This window comes from Thauera sp. (genome assembly GCF_034003485.1).
GTDB lineage: Bacteria > Pseudomonadota > Gammaproteobacteria > Burkholderiales > Rhodocyclaceae > Thauera.
Genome location: NZ_JAVEYL010000029.1, coordinates 13,156 through 30,246, shown reverse-complemented (window position 1 = coordinate 30,246; position 17,091 = coordinate 13,156). Strand labels below are relative to the sequence as shown.

Sequence of the window (17,091 nt, the reverse complement as noted above, 5' to 3'; positions counted from 1 at the left end):
GTTTTGTGGACAAGCTGAAAGGGCCATTTCCGGCCAGAGACTTGATGCGCGTTTTCTCCATCAGGTCTCACCAAACACGCGCAAGCATCTGAAGCAAAAGCAGTTTCCTTCCGCACCTCGCCAAGCCATGGCCATCGTCCGCGTCGCCCTGCCCATCCCCCTGCCGCAAGTGTTTGATTACGTTGCGGCAGATGCCACGCAGGCGGACGTCGGGCGGTGCGTGAAGGTGCCGTTCGGGCGTGGCGACCGCAACGGACTGATCGTCGCCCTTGGCGATGAGGCGGAGGTCGAGACCGCGCGACTGAAGGCGGTGCATCACATCCAGCGCGGCGTGCCGGCGTTGCCGGGGGACTGGCTGGAACTGGTCGGTTTCGTCGCCCGTTACTACCACGCGCCGCTCGGCGAAGTGGTGGCGCTCGCGCTCCCGCCCGGGCTGCGCCGTGCCGACGGCGTCAGTGACGCCGAAGAGGATCCGCTGCTCGAGTTCAGCGCCGCTGGCCGCGAAGCGATCGCCGCCGCGAAGCGGGCAAGCAAGGCGCTCGCGCTGCTGCAGTCCCTTGCGACCGAGCCTGGCCCGTGGCGGCGCAGCGTGGTTCGCGCGCTGGACGGCGGCGAGGCCGTCGGCGACCTGTTGCGGCGGGGCTGGCTGGTGGCAGTGGAGGGCGAGGACAGCGGAGCCGCGCAAAGCACCGGCACGCTGCCGGCGCTCACCGTTGAACAGGCCGCCACGGTTGATGCGATCCTCGCCGACGCACCGGGCTTTCGCCCCTGGCTGCTGCACGGTGTCACCGGCAGCGGCAAGACCGAGGTCTATCTGCGCCTGGCCGCACACATGCTGGCGCAAGGTCGCCAGGTGCTGATGCTGGTCCCGGAGATCGCCCTCACGCCGCAGCTCGAGCAGCGCGTCGCCCAGCGCTTTGCCGCCGCCAATGTGGTCAGCCTGCATTCCGCGCTCGCCGACGGCGCACGCTCGCGCGGCTTCGTGCAGGCGCTCACCGGCCGCGCCGACATCGTGCTCGGCACCCGGCTGGCGGTGTTCGCGCCGTTGCCACGGCTCGGCTTGATCCTGGTCGACGAGGAGCACGACGCCTCCTACAAGCAGCAGGAGGGCGTGCGCTATTCGGCGCGCGACGTGGCGGTGTGGCGCGCGCGCCAGCGCGACGTGCCGGTGGTGCTGGGCTCGGCGACGCCCTCGCTGGAGACCTGGTACCACGCGAAGAGCGAGCGCTACGCGCTGCAGACGCTGAGCCAGCGCGCGGTGGCCGCGACCCTGCCGGCTGTGCGCTGCATCGACACCCGGCGCCTGAAGCTCGACGAAGGCCTCAGCCCGAGCCTGCAGGCGGCGATCGCGCAGCGTCTGGAACGCGGCGAGCAGAGCCTGGTGTTCCTCAACCGTCGCGGCTACGCGCCGGTGCTGTCCTGCCCGTCCTGCGGCTGGGTCAGCCGCTGCCCGCACTGTTCGGCCAACCTGGTGGTGCACCTCGCCGACCGCCGCCTGCGCTGCCACCACTGCGGTTGCGACGGCCAGATCCCGCACGCCTGCCCGAGCTGCGGCAACCAGGACATCCAGCCCTTCGGTCGCGGCACCCAGCGTGTCGAGGCGCGCGTGGTCGAGCTTTTCCCGCAGGCGCGCGTGCTGCGCGTCGACCGCGACGCCGCGCGCACCCGCGCGCAGTGGGAAAAGCTGCTCGACACCATCGCTGCCGGCGAGGCCGACATCCTGGTCGGCACGCAGATGATGGCCAAGGGCCACGACTTCCCCAAGCTCACCCTGGTCGGCGTGATCGGCGCCGACTCCTCGCTGCACGCCGCCGACTTTCGCGCCCCCGAGCGCCTGTTCCAGCAGATGATGCAGGTCGGTGGCCGTGCCGGGCGCGGTACGCTGCCGGGCGAGGTATTGATCCAGACCGAGTACCCGATGCATCCGCTCTACCTGCATCTGGGCAAGCACGATTTCGATGCCTTCGCCCGCATGGCGCTGCAGGAGCGGCGCGCTGCGGGCTTCCCGCCCTTCACCCACCAGGCCATGCTGCGCGCTGATGCGCCCGCGCTCGAGGATGCGGTGGAGTTCCTGCGCCACGCCCGCCGGCTCGCCGAGGAGCGCGCACCCGAGGGCCTGCGCCTGTACGACCCGGTGCCGATGCGCATGACGCGGCTGGCGCGCCGCGAGCGCGCGCAACTGCTGGTCGAGGCCGACCAGCGCGGTCTGCTGCAGGCCTTCCTGGCTGACTGGATGGCGGTGCTCTACCGCCAGCGCACCGCGCGCGAGCTGCGCTGGCAGCTCGATGTGGATCCGCTCGACGTTTGACGTCGGCAAGCGTTCAGTCGGGACGTTGCGGCCACAGCCAGGCCGCGCCGCGCACGCCCGAGGCGTCGCCATGGCGAGCCGGCAACAGCCGCGTCACCACCGTGTCCGAGAACACGTGCGCGCCCCACCGCCGCGGCACGTTGGCGTACAGGCGGTCGATGCGCGACAGCCCGCCGCCGAGCACGATCACGTCGGGGTCGAGCAGGTTGATCACGCCGGCGAGCGCGCGCGCGAGGCGGACCTCGTAGCGTTCCAGCGTGGCGATGCATGCTGCGTCGCCCACATCGGCACGTGTGGAGATGGCGACCGCGTCGAGGGTTTCACCGCCATTGCGCAGATGATCCGCAGCCATCCCGGGGCCGGACAGGTAGGTCTCGATGCAACCGGTACGCCCGCAGTAGCAGGCCGGCAGGGGCAGGTCGCGCGTATCGGGCAGTGGCAGCGGGTTGTGGCCCCATTCGCCGGCGACGGCGTTGGCGCCGACGAGCAGCGTGCGATCGACGACGATGCCGCCGCCCACGCCGGTGCCGAGGATGGCCGCGAACACCGTGCGTGAGCCGGCGCCCGCCCCATCGGCGGCCTCGGACATGGCCAGGCAGTTGGCGTCGTTGGCAAGACGGACCGGCCGTCCGAGCGAAGCCTCGAGGTCGCGCCGCAGCGGCTGGCCGTTCAGGCAGGTGGAGTTGGCGTTGCGAATGCGGCCGTCGCGTGCCGAGGGCGAGCCCGGCGTGCCGATACCGATGGTAGCCGACGCACCGATCGCCGCTTCGGCGTCGTGGATGAGCGCGACGATGGCGCGAACCGTGGCTGCATAGTCGCCCTGTGGCGTCGGCACCCGCCGGCGCCAGCGCACGCTGCCGTCCGCGGCCAGCACGACGAGCTCGATCTTGGTGCCGCCGAGGTCGATGCCGATGCGCGCGGCCATGTTCGTGCTCGCGTGTTCAGTCGCGCTCGGCGGCGTCACGATAGCGCTCGACGGCTTCCTCGCGGTCGCCGGCGCTGACGCCGAGATCGCGCACCAGACCGTCCTGCAGGCTGTAGCACCAGCCGTGCACGGTCACGCTCTGGCCGCGCTGCCAGGCTTCGCGCAGCACCGAGGTCTGGCACACGTTCACCACCTGATGCATGGCGTTGAGTTCGCACAGGCGATCGGCGCGCGCCACCGGGTCCTCGATGCGCTCCAGGCGGTCGAGGTGGCGGTCGCGCACGTCCTGGATGTGGCGCAGCCAGTTGTCGGTCAGCCCGGTCTTGTTGTCGTTCATCGCCGCCTTCACCCCGCCGCAGCCGTAGTGGCCGACGACCAGGATGTGCTTCACGCGCAGGATCTCGACCGCGTAATGGATGACCGACAGCGCGTTGAGGTCGGTATGCACGACCACGTTGGCGATGTTGCGATGAACGAAGACCTCGCCCGGCGCCAGGCCCACGACCTGGTTGGCAGGCACCCGACTGTCGGAGCAGCCGATCCAGAGGTATTGCGGCGATTGCTGGTTGACCAGGCGGGTGAAGAACTCGGGGTCTTCCGCATGCATGCGTTCGGACCAGTTCTTGTTGTTGTTGAAGAGGTGTTCGATGGGTTGCGACATGGTCTTGGGCGGGACAGGTGGGGCCGGCCAGGCCGACGATGCGCAATTATGGTGACGAAGGCGATCGTCTGCCAGCCCGCTTTCTGGTTCTGCCTTGCCGCCTGCCGAGGATCGCGCCGGCTGCCGTGCTGAAGGCGGCTGGCGCGGCGCTCGCTGCAGCCGATCACTTGCTGCGCTTGAGCTCGGTCTTGAGGATCTCGCCGCTCATGGCGTCGACGTCCACTTCCACACGACGGCCTTCCGGATCGATGGCCTTGACCTCGTACTTGTTGCGCTCGCGCTCGGCTTCCTCGAAGTTGCGATAACCGGCGGCCTCGAGCTTGGCCAGTACCTCCTGCAGGCTGAGACCGGCTGGCTGGGTGGTTGCAGCCGCAGGGGTGGGGACTGCGCCCGTCTGCTGGGCGATCGCGGGGACGAGGACGGCGCCGGCGCCGAAGATGGCTGCACTGAGGGCGAGGGTGGTGATGAGGGTGGTGGCACGCATGATGGCTTCTCCTTGGATGTTGGTTGGCGGTCCGTGTTGCTGTGACCGTGATGCCATGCTGCGCTGCGCGGGCTGAACCTTTCCTGAAGCCCACGTTCATCTTCGGTTCATAATTCCACGCATAAGTTTGCGGTAGTGCAGGCGGTCAACGGCCGCCTGTCCCCCATGTCCCACGCATCCAGCAGGAGCCCGCCGCATGAATACCCAACAAGCCCGTTCCCTCGTTGCCATCGCCCTGATGGCGGCGTTCGCCGACGGTCGCCAGGACGCCGACGAGCGCGAGCATGTGCGCAAGGTGGCCGAGTCCCTTGGCCGCGACATCGAGATCGACTTCATCCCGCTCTACCAGGATGTACTGCTCGGGCGGCTGAGCCTGGAGGCCGCGGTGGCCGAACTGGCCGAGCCCGGCCTGCGCCAGTTGGCCTTCGAGCTTGCGGTCGGCGTGTGCGAGGCCGATGGCCGCCATAGCGCGGAGGAGACCGCGTTTCTCGCCCGCCTGTCCGCGCTGCTCGGGCTCGAGGCCGGCAGGGCCGAAGCCTTCATCCACGAGGCGGAAGCCGTGGCCGAGGCGCCGGTCCGGGGCGCGCTGACCGAGCTGCCCGGCTTTGACGACTGGGCATCACCCTCTGCGGCGGGTGCCGCGACGCCCGCAGCCGGGGCGCTCACACCCAATCAGGCCGAGCTCGAGCGCATGATCCTCAACGCCGCCATCCTCAACGGTGCGCTCGAGCTGCTGCCGCAATCGATGGCTTCGATGGCGATCATTCCGCTGCAGGTGCGCCTGGTGTATCGCATCGGCAAGGCCCACGGCTTTGAGCTCGACCGCGGCCACATCAAGGACTTCCTCGCCACCACCGGCGTCGGCATGACCGGGCAGTACGTCGAGCAGTTCGGGCGCAAGCTCATCGGCGGCCTGCTCGGCAAGGTGCTCGGTGGCGCCGGGCGTGCGATCGGGAGCCAGGCCACCGGCTCGGCCTTCTCGTTCGCCACCACCTGGGCGATCGGCAAGGTTGCGTGCCAGTACTACGGTGGCGGCCGCAGGCTCGACACGGCGGCGCTCAAGCAATCGTTCGCCGGCTTGTTCGAGCAGGCCAAGACCCTGCAGGCACGCTACGCACCCGAGATTGCGCAGCGCGCAAGCACGCTCGACCTCGGCCGCCTGACGGCTGAACTGCGCGCGTCCTAGAGTGCGCCAGCACACACGCCCGGCGCGCATTCATGTCCGGTTCAGGCGCGCCGGCCTATAGTGGTATCAGGGGATCGCGGCAGCCGTGCTGCGGCGGTCGTGTTCTGCAGTCCATTAATCTAGGAGTCGATCATGCTCAGAAGGACCATGGGAGTGTCCGCGCTGCTTGCAGCCTTGCTGGTTGCCAGCGGCGGGGCCTTGGCGGCCGATGCGGCGCAGGAGCCGATCTTCGGCAGCCAGTTGATGACCGAGCAGGAGCGCACCGTCCATCGCGCCCGCATCTGGGCCGCGCAAAGCGACGAGGCCCGTAATGCGATTCGTGCCGAGCATCACGAGCAGATGCGCGCCCGCGCCCAGGAGCGTGGGCTGACCTTGCCCGAAGTGCCGCCGGCGCGTGGCGAGGGCATGGGCCAGGGGCGCGGCATGGGGCAGGGCCCGGCCCTCGGGCCAGGCCGCGGAGCGGGGCCGGGTGCGGGGCCGGGTGCGGGGCAAGGCGCCGCCGGGCCTGGCAGGGGCATGGGCCCCGGCCAGGGCATGGGCCCCGGTCGCGGCATGGGTGCTGGGCAGGGAGCAGGACAGGGTCCGGGCCAGGGCATGGGGCAGGGACGCACGCAGTAAGTGGAGGTGTCGGCCATGCGCTTCCGTTTCGCACGCCGGCGGCTGACGGTCGGGATGCTTGCCGGGCTCGTTGTGGCGCTCATCCCCTGGGGTGCGGCGCTTGCCGATGAGCCCGCCGACCATGAGCGCGCTCGCCGCGCGCTCGAGGCCGGCGAGGTGATGCCCTTGCGCACGGTGCTGGAGCAGGTCGAGCGCGATTATCCCGGCGAGGTCCTCGAGGTCGAACTCGACCGCGAGGACGACGTCTGGGTGTACGAGATCAAGCTCATCCGCAGGGGGGGCGACGTGCTCAAGCTCGAACTCGACGCTCGCGACGGTAGCTTGCGGCGGATTCGCGGGCGCGACGTGCGCGCGCTCGGGCAGGGCGCGGAGGCGCGCTGATGCGGATCCTGGTGGTCGAGGACGAGCCCACGCTGGCGGCCCAGCTCACCGCCACGCTGGGGACGGCCGGCTACGCGGTCGATACCGCAGCCAATGGTCGCGATGCGGGCTACATGGGCGAGGTAGAGACCTTTGATGCGGTCGTGCTCGACCTCGGCCTGCCCATGGTCGATGGTCTCACCGTACTCAAGCGCTGGCGCGCGCTCGGGCGCACGATGCCGGTGCTGATCCTCACCGCGCGCGGCAACTGGCACGAGAAGGTCGCGGGTATCGACGCCGGCGCCGACGATTACCTGACCAAGCCCTTCCACATGGAGGAGTTGCTCGCCCGCATCCGCGCGCTGATCCGGCGCGCGGCCGGGCAGGCGAGCGCCGAGATCGCCTGCGGGCCGCTGGTGCTCGACACCCGCAGCGGGCGCTTCAGTGTGGACGGTCAGGCACTCAGCCTCACCAGCCACGAATTCCGCGTGCTCGCCTATCTGATCCACCACGCCGGCGAGATCGTGTCGCGCACCGAGCTCACCGAACACATCTACGCGCAGGACTACGACCGCGATTCCAACACCATCGAGGTCTTCGTCGGCCGCCTGCGCAAGAAGCTGCCGCCCGGGCTGATCGAGACCGTACGCGGGCTGGGCTACCGGCTCACATGTCCGCAGTGAGTCGAGGGCTGCCAGGTGGGCGGGGATCGCTGCGCCTGCGCCTGCTCGCGGGCACGCTGGTGTGGGTGCTGCTGACTGTGCTCGTCGCCGGCTGGGCGCTCGGGCGCATGTTCACCGAGCACGTCGAGCGCCAGTTCCAGGCCGAGCTCGGCACTCATCTGAATCAGCTCGCCGCGAATCTCGCCATTGATGCCGACGGTCAGGCGGCCTTGCGCGCGGTGCTCACCGACCCCCGCTTCGCGCGGCCCTATTCCGGGCTGTACTGGCAGATCGATGTGCTCGGGGCGCGCGCTGGGGATGGCAGCCCGGAGGGGAGCCGCCAGGGGGCGCTGCGCTCGCGGTCGCTGTGGGACGTGGTGCTGGCGGTGCCGGGCGACCTGCCGGCAGACGGCGAAGTGCACGCGCACGACACCGAAGGGCCGGACGGCGCGCCGCTGCGCATGATCGAGCAGGTGCTCCGCCCCGCTGAGCGGCCCGAGCTGGCGCTGCGCGTGATCGTGGCCGCGAATGCGGCGCTGGTCGTCGAACCGGTGGCGCGTTTCAACCGCATCCTTGCGCTCGCGCTCGCGCTGCTCGCCGCCGGGCTCGCTGTGGCGGCGCTGGTGCAGGTTCGGGTCGGGTTGCGTCCGCTGGCGCGGCTGCGCGATGGCCTGGCGGCGGTGCGCGAGGGGCGCAGCACGGCCATCGATGGCCGCTTCCCGGCCGAGATTCAGCCCCTGGTGGCGGAGTTCAACGCCGTGCTCGCACGCAACGCGGAAGTGGTGACGCGGGCACGCACCCACGCTGGCAATCTCGCCCATGCAGTGAAGACGCCGCTCGCCGTGCTCGCCAACGCCGCGGAGGAGGCGGCCCACGATGCGCCCGATGGCAGGCTTGCACACCTGGTGCGCGAGCAGGTCGCACTCGCCCGTACCCAGGTCGATTACCACCTCGCGCGTTCACGCGCGGCAGCGGCCGTCGGCGTGCCGGGTCTGCGCACGCCGCTACGGCCGGTGCTCGAAGGCCTGCTGCGGCTGATGGACAAGGTTCATGCCGGGCGCGGGCTGAAAGTTGCCATCCTCGCCTGCGCGGACGAGCTGGCGTTTCGCGGCGAGGCGCAGGACCTTCAGGAAATGCTCGGCAACCTCATCGACAACGCCTGCAAGTGGGCGACAGGGCGAGTCGAGGTGCACGCCCGGGCCTGCGCCGATGGGGCTCCTGGCGCGCTGGATGCCGAACAGTTGCGCATCTGCATCGACGACGACGGCCCGGGCTTGCCCGCCGAGGCGCGCGAGGCGGTGTTCGCGCGCGGCGTGCGTGCCGACGAGCGCACCCCGGGCGCGGGGCTCGGGCTGTCGATCGTGCGCGAGCTCGCGCAGCTCTATGGTGGCGAGGTACGACTGGAGGTTTCGCCCAGGGGTGGCTTGCGCGCCGTGCTGGCGCTGCCGCTGGCGCGCTGAGTGGCGTCTGCCATGGGCTCATCGCAGACGCCCGCCCCCGCTGTCGGAACAAGGGCTTGCAACGGCGGGGATAAAGTGAGTAAATGATTACTCACTTTATCCCCCCGACCGGACTCTCGCCGATGACCGCCCGCTATCTCCCCGCCGAAGAACGCCGCAGCGTCACCGTCGAAACGGTGCTGGCGCTCGCCGCCGAGCAGAATCCGAGCGAGATCACCACCGCCGCGATCGCCGAGCGGATGCATCTGACCCAGGGCGCGCTGTTCCGCCACTTCCCCAGCAAGGAAGCGCTGTGGACCGCGGTGATGGAGTGGGTGGCCGAACGCCTGATGCAGCGCATCGAACGCGCCGTTGCCGACGCGCCCGGCCCGCTCGCGGCGCTGCGCAGCATGTTCCTCGCCCACGCCGGCTTCGTCGTCGAGCATCCCGGCGTGCCGCGCATGATGTTCGGCGAACTCCAGCGCGCCGAGGCGAGCGCGCCCAAGCGCATGGCGCAGGCCCTGATCCGGCGCTACGGCGAGCGCGTGCGCGCCTTGCTCGCGGCCGGCCAGGCGGCGGGCGAGGTCGCCGCCGACATCGACCTCGACGCGGCGACGACGCTGTTCATCGGCACCATCCAGGGCCTGGTGATGCAGTCGCTGCTCGCCGGCGAACCCGAACGCATCAGCCGCGAGGCGCCGGCCGTGCTGGCGCTCTACCTGCGCGCCATCCGGAGCCACCCATGAAGAACTGGTTCGCTGCCAATCGGCGGCTCTTCGGCCTGCTCGCGGTGTTGCTGCCGCTCGCCGGCCTGCTCGTCTTCGTCGCCCTGCGCGCCGGCCCGCTGGCCGCGGTGCCGGTGACCGTGGCGACGGTCGAATCGCAAGCGCTCGCGCCGGCGCTGTTCGGCATCGGCACGGTGGAGGCGCGCTACACCCATCGCATCGGCCCGACTTTCGCCGGCCGGGTGGCGACGGTCGCGGTGCAGCCGGGCGATGCGGTGCGCGCCGGCCAGGAGGTGGGCGAGATGGACCCGATCGACCTCGACGAACGCCTGGTCGCACAGGAGGCCGGGCTGCGCCGGGCCGAGGCCAACCTGCTCGCCGCCCAGGCGCAGGTGCGCGAGGTCGGTACGCGGCGCAGCTTCGCCGACGTCCAGGCCACCCGCTACGCCCGCCTGCTGGAATCGAACAGCGTCAGCGGCGAGGCCGCCGCTGCCAAGCGCCAGGAGGCCGACGGTGCCGCCGCCGCGCATCAGGCCGCCACCGCCAGCGCCGAGGCGGCAAAACAGGAGCTCTCCCGGCTGCGCTCCGAGCGCGACGCGCTGCGCGCGCAGCGTGCCAACCTGCGCCTGGTGGCGCCGGTCGATGGCCTGGTCGTGCGCCGCGACGCCGACCCCGGCACCACGGTGGTGGCCGGCCAGGCGGTGGTCGAGATCGTCGAGCCGGCGAGCGTGTGGGTCCATGCCCGCTTCGACCAGCAGCGCGCCACCGGGCTCGCCGCCGAGCTTCCGGCGCAGATCGTGCTGCGTTCGCGTGCCGGTGAGCGCATCGACGGCACGGTGGTGCGCGTCGAACCGCTCGCCGATGCGGTGACCGAGGAGGTGATCGCCAAGATCGGCTTTGCCCAGCCGCCCGCGCGCCTGCCGCCGCTGGGCGAGCTCGCCGAACTCACCGTCGCCCTGCCGGCGCTGCCCGCGCGCCCGGTGGTGCCCAATGCCGCGGTGCAACGGGTGGAGGGCCGGCTCGGGGTGTGGGTGGTGGACGGCACGCGCGACCTGCGCTTCGTGCCGTTGCGCCTCGGTGCCGCCGATCTCGATGGCCGCGTGCAGGTGCTCGACGGCCTCGACGGTGGCGAGCGGGTGGTGGTGTACAGCCACAAGCCGCTCAAGGCCGGCAGCCGCATCGACGTGGTCGAGCGCATCGCGGGCGTGGCGCCATGATCAGCCTCGCCGGACGCGACATCCTGCACGGCTGGGGCAAGTTCGTGTTCACCGGCATCGGGCTGGGCCTGCTGATCGGGGTCACGCTGACCATGGCCGGCGTCTATCGAGGCATGGTGGACGACGCCCGCGCGCTGCTCGACAACAGTGGCGCCGACCTCTGGGTGGTGCAGCAGGACACCCTCGGCCCCTATGCGGAATCGTCCAGCGTGCACGACGACATCTGGCGCAGCATCGCCGGCATGGAAGGCGTGGCGCGCGCGGCCAACATCACCTACCTGACCATGCAGGTGCGCCAGACCGGCCCCGGCGCGCGTGACGTGCGCGCGATGGTGGTGGGGGTGGCGCCCGACGGCCCGGGCAATCCCGGCCAGCCGGTGCATCTGCTCGCCGGCCGCCACCTGACTCGCGGCCACTACGAGGCGGTGGCCGACATCGCCGCGGGCTTCGTGCTCGGCGAGCGCATCCGCGTGCGCCGCAACGACTACACCGTGGTCGGGCTCACCCGGCGCATGGTGTCCTCGGGCGGCGATCCGATGGTGTTCATCCCGCTCAAGGACGCGCAGGAAGCGCAGTTCCTCAAGGACAACGACGCCATCGTGCGCCAGCGCGCGCGCACCGCGCAGAACCCGGCGCTCAACCGTCCCGGCGTGCCCGGCATGCTCGACGCGGTGATCGCCTCGCAGAGCACCAACCCCTATGTGAACGCGGTGCTGGTGCAGCTTGCCCCCGACTACGACCCCGAGCGCGTGGCCGAGCCGATCCGGCGCTGGCAGCGCCTCACCGTCTACACCCGGGCGCAGATGGAGGAGATCCTGGTCGCAAAGCTGATCGCCACCTCGGCGCGCCAGATCGCGATGTTCCTGGTCATCCTCGCCATCGTCAGTGCGGCCATCGTCGCCTTCATCATCTACACCCTGACCCTGGGCAAGATCCGCGAGATCGCGGTGCTCAAGCTCATCGGCACGCGCAACCGCACGATCGCGTCGATGATCCTGCAGCAGGCGCTCGGGCTGGGCCTGATCGGCTTCGTCGTCGGCAAGATCGCGGCCACCTTCTGGGCGCCGGCCTTTCCCAAGTACGTCCTGCTCGAGACCGGCGACACCGTGCGCGCGCTGGTCGCGGTGGTGGTGATCTGTGTGCTCGCCAGCGTGCTCGCGATCCGCGCCGCGCTGCGGGTGGATCCGGCCGAAGCGATCGGAGGCTGAGATGGCGATCGTCGAGCAAACCCCGGGTGGCAGCGAGCAGGTCGAGGCGGCGCGTGCGCAGGGCGTCGATGCGCCGCAATCGCCGGCTGCGCAGGCGGCGGGCATCCTCATCGAGGGCCTGCGCAAGCGCTACGGCAGCGGCGACACCGCGGTCGATGCCCTGAAGCACGTGGACATGACGGTGGCGCCGGGCGAGGTCGTCGGCCTGATCGGGCCCTCCGGCTCGGGCAAGAGCACCCTGCTCAAATGCCTCGGCGCGGTGATCGAGCCCAGCGCCGGGCGCATGACCCTGGGCGGCGAGACGATCTACGACGGCGGCTGGAAGATCCGCGACCTGCGCGCGCTGCGCCGCGACCGCATCGGCTTCGTGTTCCAGGCGCCCTACCTGATCCCCTTCCTCGACGTCCTCGACAACGTCGCGCTGCTGCCGATGCTGGCCGGGCGACCGAACGCCGAAGCGCGCAGCCGGGCGATGGAGCTGCTCGAGGCGCTCGACGTCGCCCACCGCGCCCGCGCTATGCCGTCGCAGTTGTCGGGCGGCGAGCAGCAGCGGGTGGCGATCGCGCGCGCATTGGTGAGTCATCCGCCGGTGATCCTCGCCGACGAGCCCACCGCGCCGCTCGACAGCGAGCGCGCGCTCGGCGTCATCCGCATCCTCAACCGCATGGCGCGCGAGTTCGACACCGCGATCATCGTCGTCACCCACGACGAGAAGATCATCCCTACCTTCCGCCGCATCTATCACATCCGCGACGGGAGCACGCACGAGGAGGCGGGCGAGGGCCGGTCCATCGAGTGAGCGCTGCGCGAGGACACTGCGCGCGCGCCCGCTCGAGGATGACGGAGGGGGCCGAATGTGGAATCCTGTCGTCCCCTCACCGTTTTATCGAGATTCCCATGAAGATCGCTCCCGCTCCCTTGATCACGCTTTCCAACGGCGTCGAGATGCCCCAGCTCGGTCTGGGCACCTGGCCGATGAACGACGCCGAGGCCGCCGAGACCGTCGCGCTCGCGCTCGACATGGGCTATCGCCTGATCGACACCGCCGAGAACTACGAAAACGAGCGTGGCGTCGGCGAAGGCATCCGGCGCGCGGGCGTCGCGCGTGACGAGGTCTTCGTCACCACCAAGTTCAACCGCAAGTGGCACGGCATCGACGGCGCGCGCCAGGCCTGCGAGGCCAGCCTCGAGCGCCTCGGCCTGGATTACATCGACCTCTTCATGGTGCATTGGCCCAACCCGGACCAGGACCGCTACGTCGAGGCCTTCGAGGGCCTGATGAAGCTGCAGGAGGCCGGCCTGGTGCGCGCGATCGGCACCTCGAACTTCAAGCCCACCCACCTGCAGCGCCTGTTCGATGCCGGCCTGTGCCCGCAGGTGAACCAGATCCACCTCGACCCCTGGCATGCGCGCACCGATCACGTCGAGGTGCATGAGGCGCACGGCATCGTCACCGAATCCTGGAGTCCGCTCGGGCGCGCCAACGCGATGCTGGCCGACCCGGCGATCGTGGATGTCGCCCGGCACTACGGCCGCACGCCGGCGCAGATCGTCCTGCGCTGGCACACCCAGCTCGGCTACGTGCCGGTGCCGAAGTCGTCCAACCCCGAGCGCCTGGCGCAGAACCTCGACGTGTTCGGCTTCGAACTCACCGCCGAGGAACTGGCGGCGATCAGCGCGCTCGACCGCCCCGATCCGGAGATGCTGGATTCGGACGTGTTCGGGCACTGAGCCTGCGGCGGTTCAGCCTGTAAGGAAGGCCCTTCAGTCCCGCCAGATCCCCATGTCCCGTAACTGCTTCGTCGCCGCCTCTGCCCAGCCGCGGTTGGCGGCGGGGCTGGCGGGGCTGGGGTGGAGGATGCGGCCGAACTTGAGCCCGGGCACGCCGGTGGCCCCGCCCAGGGCTTCGGTGGCGCGCTTTTCCGCCCAGTTGCCGATGCCGATCACCCACTCGGGCTGCAAGGCGGCGACCAGTGCGTGCAGGTGCGCGTCGCAGGCCTCGAGCAAGGGGCGCTGCTCGGTCACCGGCAGCTTGTCGGGGGTGAGGTTGCGCCCGCCCTCGAAGAACACCAGCGGGCAGTAGTTGGCGACGAAGTGCTCGGCGAAGAAGGCCTCGGGCGAGCCGAAACGGGTGCGGAACAGGCCCCACAGGCGCTGGCCGCTGACCTCCGAGCGCGCACAGGCGAAGCCTTCCACCGGGCGCTTCGGATTGACCGTGCGCGGCTGCCCCACCGGGCCCTCCAGGCCCAGCCAGTCGCGCGCGCTGGCGATCTCGCCGAAGGGCACGCCGATCTGCGCCATGCCGAAGGGGCCGGGGTTCATGCCGACGAACACCACCCGCTTGCGTCCGGCACCGTAGGTTTCCAGGTAGCGCCGATGCACTGCCCAGGCGTAGTCGAGCGGGTTGTAGACGTGGGTGACGGGCGCCGCGAAGGGCAGCGCGTCCACCGCGGCGGACAGTGCGCGCGCGGCATCGATCAGGGTGTGTGCGGTCATCGGTCAGAACACGAGCTTGAAGAGATGGAGCGCCGCCATGCCGGCGCCGATGGTGGCGAGCACGTTGCGCGTGCCCCAGGCTACCAGCACCGCGACCAGCGCCGCCCAGGGGCGCGCGGTGTCGAAGGCAAACTGAACCTCGCCGCCGGCCACGAACAGCGCGCTCGCAGTCAGCGCGGCGAAGCTCGCCGGCGCGATGTGGCGGCACAGCGCGTGCAGCCAGCCGGGGAGGCTGCGGCTGGCGAAGAGGCCGATCATCGCGTAGCGATACAGATACGTCAGCGCGCCGACGAGCACGAGCAGCAGGACGAGGCTGGTGGTGGTCATCGGCGATACGGAGACATCGGACAGATGGCGTGCGGCCGGCGGCAGGTGCCGGAGCGGCGCCGGAGCGGTGCGGGGGGCGCGTCACGCCGTGGGCGTGTGGCGTTCATCGCGCACGCTCCAGGCGGCGCACCGTCCACGCGCCCGCGGCCAGCCCGAGCACGATCGCGGCGACCAGACCGAGCTTGTAGGGCAGGGCGGCGAAGGCGAGGGCGCCGAGCGCGGCCGTCAGCGCCGCGGCCTGGCCGGCGCGTTCGCGCAGCAGCAGCGTGAGCAGCGCGATGAAGGTCAACGGCACGGCGAAGTCGAGTTCCCATTCGGCCGGGATGGTGGCTCCGAACAACAGCCCGGCGGCGGTGGACAACTGCCAGCCCGCCCACAGGGTGAAGCCGGCGCCGAGGAAGTACCAGTGGCGCAGATCGTGTGCGGGCGCACGCTTGTCGTCTTCCCGGCGCTGGTAGCGCAGCACCGCCACCGCATAGGCCTCGTCGGTCAGCACATAGGCCAGCAGCAGGCGCCAGCGCCGCGGCAGGTGGCGCACGTATTCGGCCATCGACGCGCTGTACAGCACGTGACGCAGGTTGAGCAGGCCGGAGGTGAGCGCGATTGGCACGAAGCCCGCGCCCGCAGCCAGCATCTGCACGATCACCAGTTGCGCGGCGCCGGCGAAGACCACCGCCGAAGCCAGTTGCGCCAGCCACGCCGGCACCCCGGCGGCGAGCGCGGCGATGCCGTAGATCATGCCGAACGGCGCCACGCCGAGCAGCAGTGGCGCCTCGTCGCGACAGCCGGCGAGGAACTCGCCGCGTGCGGTCGTGCCAATGCGCGCCATCAGTCGTCCATCACGCCGTCGGTCTGCGGGCGGCCGAGGCGCGCGAGCGCATCGCGCAGCCACCACACCATCACCACGCCGGGTACGGCGACGACGATCGAGAACAGGAAGAAGGCCGGCCAGCCGATGCTCTGCGACAGCACGCCCGACAGCGGGCTGACGTAGATCCGCCCGACCGCTGCGAAGGCCGACAGCAAGGCGTAGTGGGTCGCGGTGAAGTGCTGGTTGCACAGCCCCATCAGCAGCGCGACGAAGGCCACCGTGCCCATGCCGCCGGTGATGTTCTCGCCAGCGATCACGCTCAGCAGAAGCAGGTCGAGCGCAGCGGGCGCATCCAGGGACACGAAGCCCCAGTCGAAGGCCGGCAGCATGACAGCACCCCACGCGCCCTTGCCGAGCTGCGCGAGCAGGTAGAAGCCGAAGTTCGACACCAGTTGCAGCACCCCGAACAGCAGCAGTGAGCGGTACAGCGCCAGCCGGGTCATGATCAGCCCGCCGACGAAGGCGCCGAGGATGGTGAGCCAGATGCCGATGACCTTGTTGGCGATGCCGACCTCTTCCTGCGTGAAGCCCATGCCCTTGATCAGGAAGGGCGTGGTCAGGCTGCCGGCGAAGGCGTCGCCGAGCTTGTACAGGATGATCAGCGCCAGGAAGGCCGCGGCGCCCTGCTGCGCGAAGTAGCTCGACAGCGAGCGGTTGAGGGTCTCGAAGCCGGCGCGCTGCGCCGCCCACCATGCCAGCGGCAGTGCGAGTGCGATCTCGGCCATCACGAACAGGAGCTGGATCCAGCGGTTGGCGTCGTTGGGGTCGAGTCCGATCAGGATCAGCGCCTGGCGTGCGATCCAGTAACCGGCGGCCACGCCGGCGAGCATCGCGGCAAAGCCGATCAGTTCGCGCTTCGGGTCGGAGGCGAGCGGCTTCAGCGCCGCCGACACGCGCGGCAAGGCCAGCAGCGAGACCGCGCCGCAAGCCAGCATGATCAGCGCCATGGTCTCGTACACCCGTGGCCACGACGCCCATTGCCCGGCCCAGATCAGCGCGATGCCGCCGGACAGGATCATCGCCAGGCGGTAGGCGAAGACATGGACCGAGGCGCCCAGGCCGCGCTCGGCCTCGGGCAGCAGGTCGGTGCGGTAGGCATCGACCACCACGTCCTGCGAGGCCGACAGGAAGGCGACCAGCACCGCGGCGGCGGCGAACATGCTCGGGGTGGTCGTGGGCGACAAGGTCGCCATCCACCACAGCAGCGCCGCCAGCGCAAGTTGCGTCAGCGCGAGCCAGCCGCGGCGACGGCCGAGCCAGGGAGGCTCGAAGCGGTCCATCAGCGGCGCCCACAGGAACTTGAAGGTGTAGGGGATGCCGACGAGACCGAAGAAGCCGATGGTGGCGAGGTCCACGCCGTCCACCGTGAGCCAGGCCTGCATGGCCTGGCCGGTCAAGGCCAGCGGCAGGCCCGAGGCGAAGCCGAGCACCAGGATGGCAGACAGGCGCCAGGCGCGCGCAAGGGCGGTGGAGGGTGGTGAAGGCAAGAGGTGTGGGATGGCGTTGCAGGGCCGCGCATTATCGCAGATCATGCCGACCCCCCAGGTTTACACAATTCGATACTTTGCTTGCGTCCGGCCCGCTCTGCGCCAACAATGCCGGCA

The 17,091-nt window shown here is 70.5% G+C and carries 18 protein-coding genes; 11 read left to right on the top strand and 7 right to left on the bottom strand.

The features are described 5' to 3' along the window. The first annotated feature begins 127 nt into the window (after positions 1-127). Complete coding sequence (locus RBT54_RS14970; protein ID WP_320367861.1) at positions 128-2,308, top strand: primosomal protein N'; 2,181 nt, start codon at positions 128-130, stop codon at positions 2,306-2,308. A 13-nt stretch (positions 2,309-2,321) separates the two neighbouring features. On the opposite strand, the gene RBT54_RS14965 is transcribed toward RBT54_RS14970, so the two are convergent. The 3 genes from RBT54_RS14965 to RBT54_RS14955 form a co-directional block, all read right to left on the bottom strand. Beyond that, a complete protein-coding gene (locus RBT54_RS14965) occupies positions 2,322-3,233 on the bottom strand; it encodes an ROK family protein (RefSeq protein WP_320367860.1) in 912 nt (303 codons plus the stop codon). 16 nt (positions 3,234-3,249) lie between these two features. After that, positions 3,250-3,894, bottom strand: a complete 645-nt coding sequence (gene can / locus RBT54_RS14960) for a carbonate dehydratase (protein WP_320367859.1) — start codon at positions 3,892-3,894, stop codon at positions 3,250-3,252. Positions 3,895-4,057: 163 nt separating this feature from the next. Beyond that, positions 4,058-4,378, bottom strand: coding sequence for a PepSY domain-containing protein (locus tag RBT54_RS14955; protein WP_320367858.1), 321 nt, complete (start codon positions 4,376-4,378; stop codon positions 4,058-4,060). A 196-nt stretch (positions 4,379-4,574) separates the two neighbouring features. Between RBT54_RS14955 and RBT54_RS14950 the strand changes: the two genes are divergently transcribed. The 10 genes from RBT54_RS14950 to RBT54_RS14905 all read left to right on the top strand — a co-directional run bounded on the left by RBT54_RS14950 (position 4,575) and on the right by RBT54_RS14905 (position 13,524). After that, the gene (locus tag RBT54_RS14950; protein WP_320367857.1) at positions 4,575-5,564 is read left to right on the top strand and encodes a YcjF family protein; all 990 of its coding nucleotides are present in this window, start codon (positions 4,575-4,577) and stop codon (positions 5,562-5,564) included. A gap of 132 nt (positions 5,565-5,696) precedes the next feature. After that, positions 5,697-6,182: a hypothetical protein gene (locus tag RBT54_RS14945; RefSeq protein WP_320367856.1), complete on the top strand. Its 486-nt coding sequence runs from the start codon at positions 5,697-5,699 to the stop codon at positions 6,180-6,182. A gap of 15 nt (positions 6,183-6,197) precedes the next feature. Further along, a complete protein-coding gene (locus RBT54_RS14940; protein WP_320367855.1) occupies positions 6,198-6,563 on the top strand; it encodes a PepSY domain-containing protein in 366 nt (121 codons plus the stop codon). Beyond that, positions 6,563-7,225 (top strand): response regulator transcription factor, encoded by a 663-nt coding sequence (locus tag RBT54_RS14935; protein ID WP_320367854.1) that lies wholly within the window; start codon positions 6,563-6,565, stop codon positions 7,223-7,225. The genes RBT54_RS14940 and RBT54_RS14935 overlap by 1 nt, the downstream gene beginning before the upstream one ends. After that, positions 7,213-8,664: a sensor histidine kinase gene (locus RBT54_RS14930; protein WP_320367853.1), complete on the top strand. Its 1,452-nt coding sequence runs from the start codon at positions 7,213-7,215 to the stop codon at positions 8,662-8,664. Before RBT54_RS14935 ends, RBT54_RS14930 begins: the two co-directional genes overlap by 13 nt. 122 nt (positions 8,665-8,786) lie before the next feature. After that, positions 8,787-9,389 (top strand): TetR/AcrR family transcriptional regulator, encoded by a 603-nt coding sequence (locus tag RBT54_RS14925; protein WP_320367852.1) that lies wholly within the window; start codon positions 8,787-8,789, stop codon positions 9,387-9,389. Continuing rightward, positions 9,386-10,585: an efflux RND transporter periplasmic adaptor subunit gene (locus RBT54_RS14920; protein WP_320367851.1), complete on the top strand. Its 1,200-nt coding sequence runs from the start codon at positions 9,386-9,388 to the stop codon at positions 10,583-10,585. Before RBT54_RS14925 ends, RBT54_RS14920 begins: the two co-directional genes overlap by 4 nt. Next, positions 10,582-11,793: an ABC transporter permease gene (locus RBT54_RS14915; protein ID WP_320367850.1), complete on the top strand. Its 1,212-nt coding sequence runs from the start codon at positions 10,582-10,584 to the stop codon at positions 11,791-11,793. The genes RBT54_RS14920 and RBT54_RS14915 overlap by 4 nt, the downstream gene beginning before the upstream one ends. 1 nt (position 11,794) lies before the next feature. Beyond that, positions 11,795-12,592 (top strand): ABC transporter ATP-binding protein, encoded by a 798-nt coding sequence (locus RBT54_RS14910; protein ID WP_320367849.1) that lies wholly within the window; start codon positions 11,795-11,797, stop codon positions 12,590-12,592. 98 nt (positions 12,593-12,690) lie between these two features. Then, on the top strand, positions 12,691-13,524 hold the full coding sequence (locus RBT54_RS14905) for an aldo/keto reductase (protein ID WP_320367848.1): 834 nt from the start codon (positions 12,691-12,693) through the stop codon (positions 13,522-13,524). A gap of 33 nt (positions 13,525-13,557) precedes the next feature. On the opposite strand, the gene RBT54_RS14900 is transcribed toward RBT54_RS14905, so the two are convergent. The 4 genes from RBT54_RS14900 to RBT54_RS14885 form a co-directional block, all read right to left on the bottom strand. Continuing rightward, on the bottom strand, positions 13,558-14,289 hold the full coding sequence (locus RBT54_RS14900) for a uracil-DNA glycosylase family protein (protein WP_320367847.1): 732 nt from the start codon (positions 14,287-14,289) through the stop codon (positions 13,558-13,560). A 3-nt stretch (positions 14,290-14,292) separates the two neighbouring features. Further along, complete coding sequence (locus RBT54_RS14895; protein ID WP_320367846.1) at positions 14,293-14,616, bottom strand: AzlD domain-containing protein; 324 nt, start codon at positions 14,614-14,616, stop codon at positions 14,293-14,295. 103 nt (positions 14,617-14,719) lie between these two features. Next, a complete protein-coding gene (locus tag RBT54_RS14890) occupies positions 14,720-15,445 on the bottom strand; it encodes an AzlC family ABC transporter permease (protein ID WP_320367845.1) in 726 nt (241 codons plus the stop codon). Further along, positions 15,445-16,974: an AmpG family muropeptide MFS transporter gene (locus RBT54_RS14885; protein WP_320367844.1), complete on the bottom strand. Its 1,530-nt coding sequence runs from the start codon at positions 16,972-16,974 to the stop codon at positions 15,445-15,447. The genes RBT54_RS14890 and RBT54_RS14885 overlap by 1 nt, the downstream gene beginning before the upstream one ends. Positions 16,975-17,091: the final 117 nt, after the last annotated feature.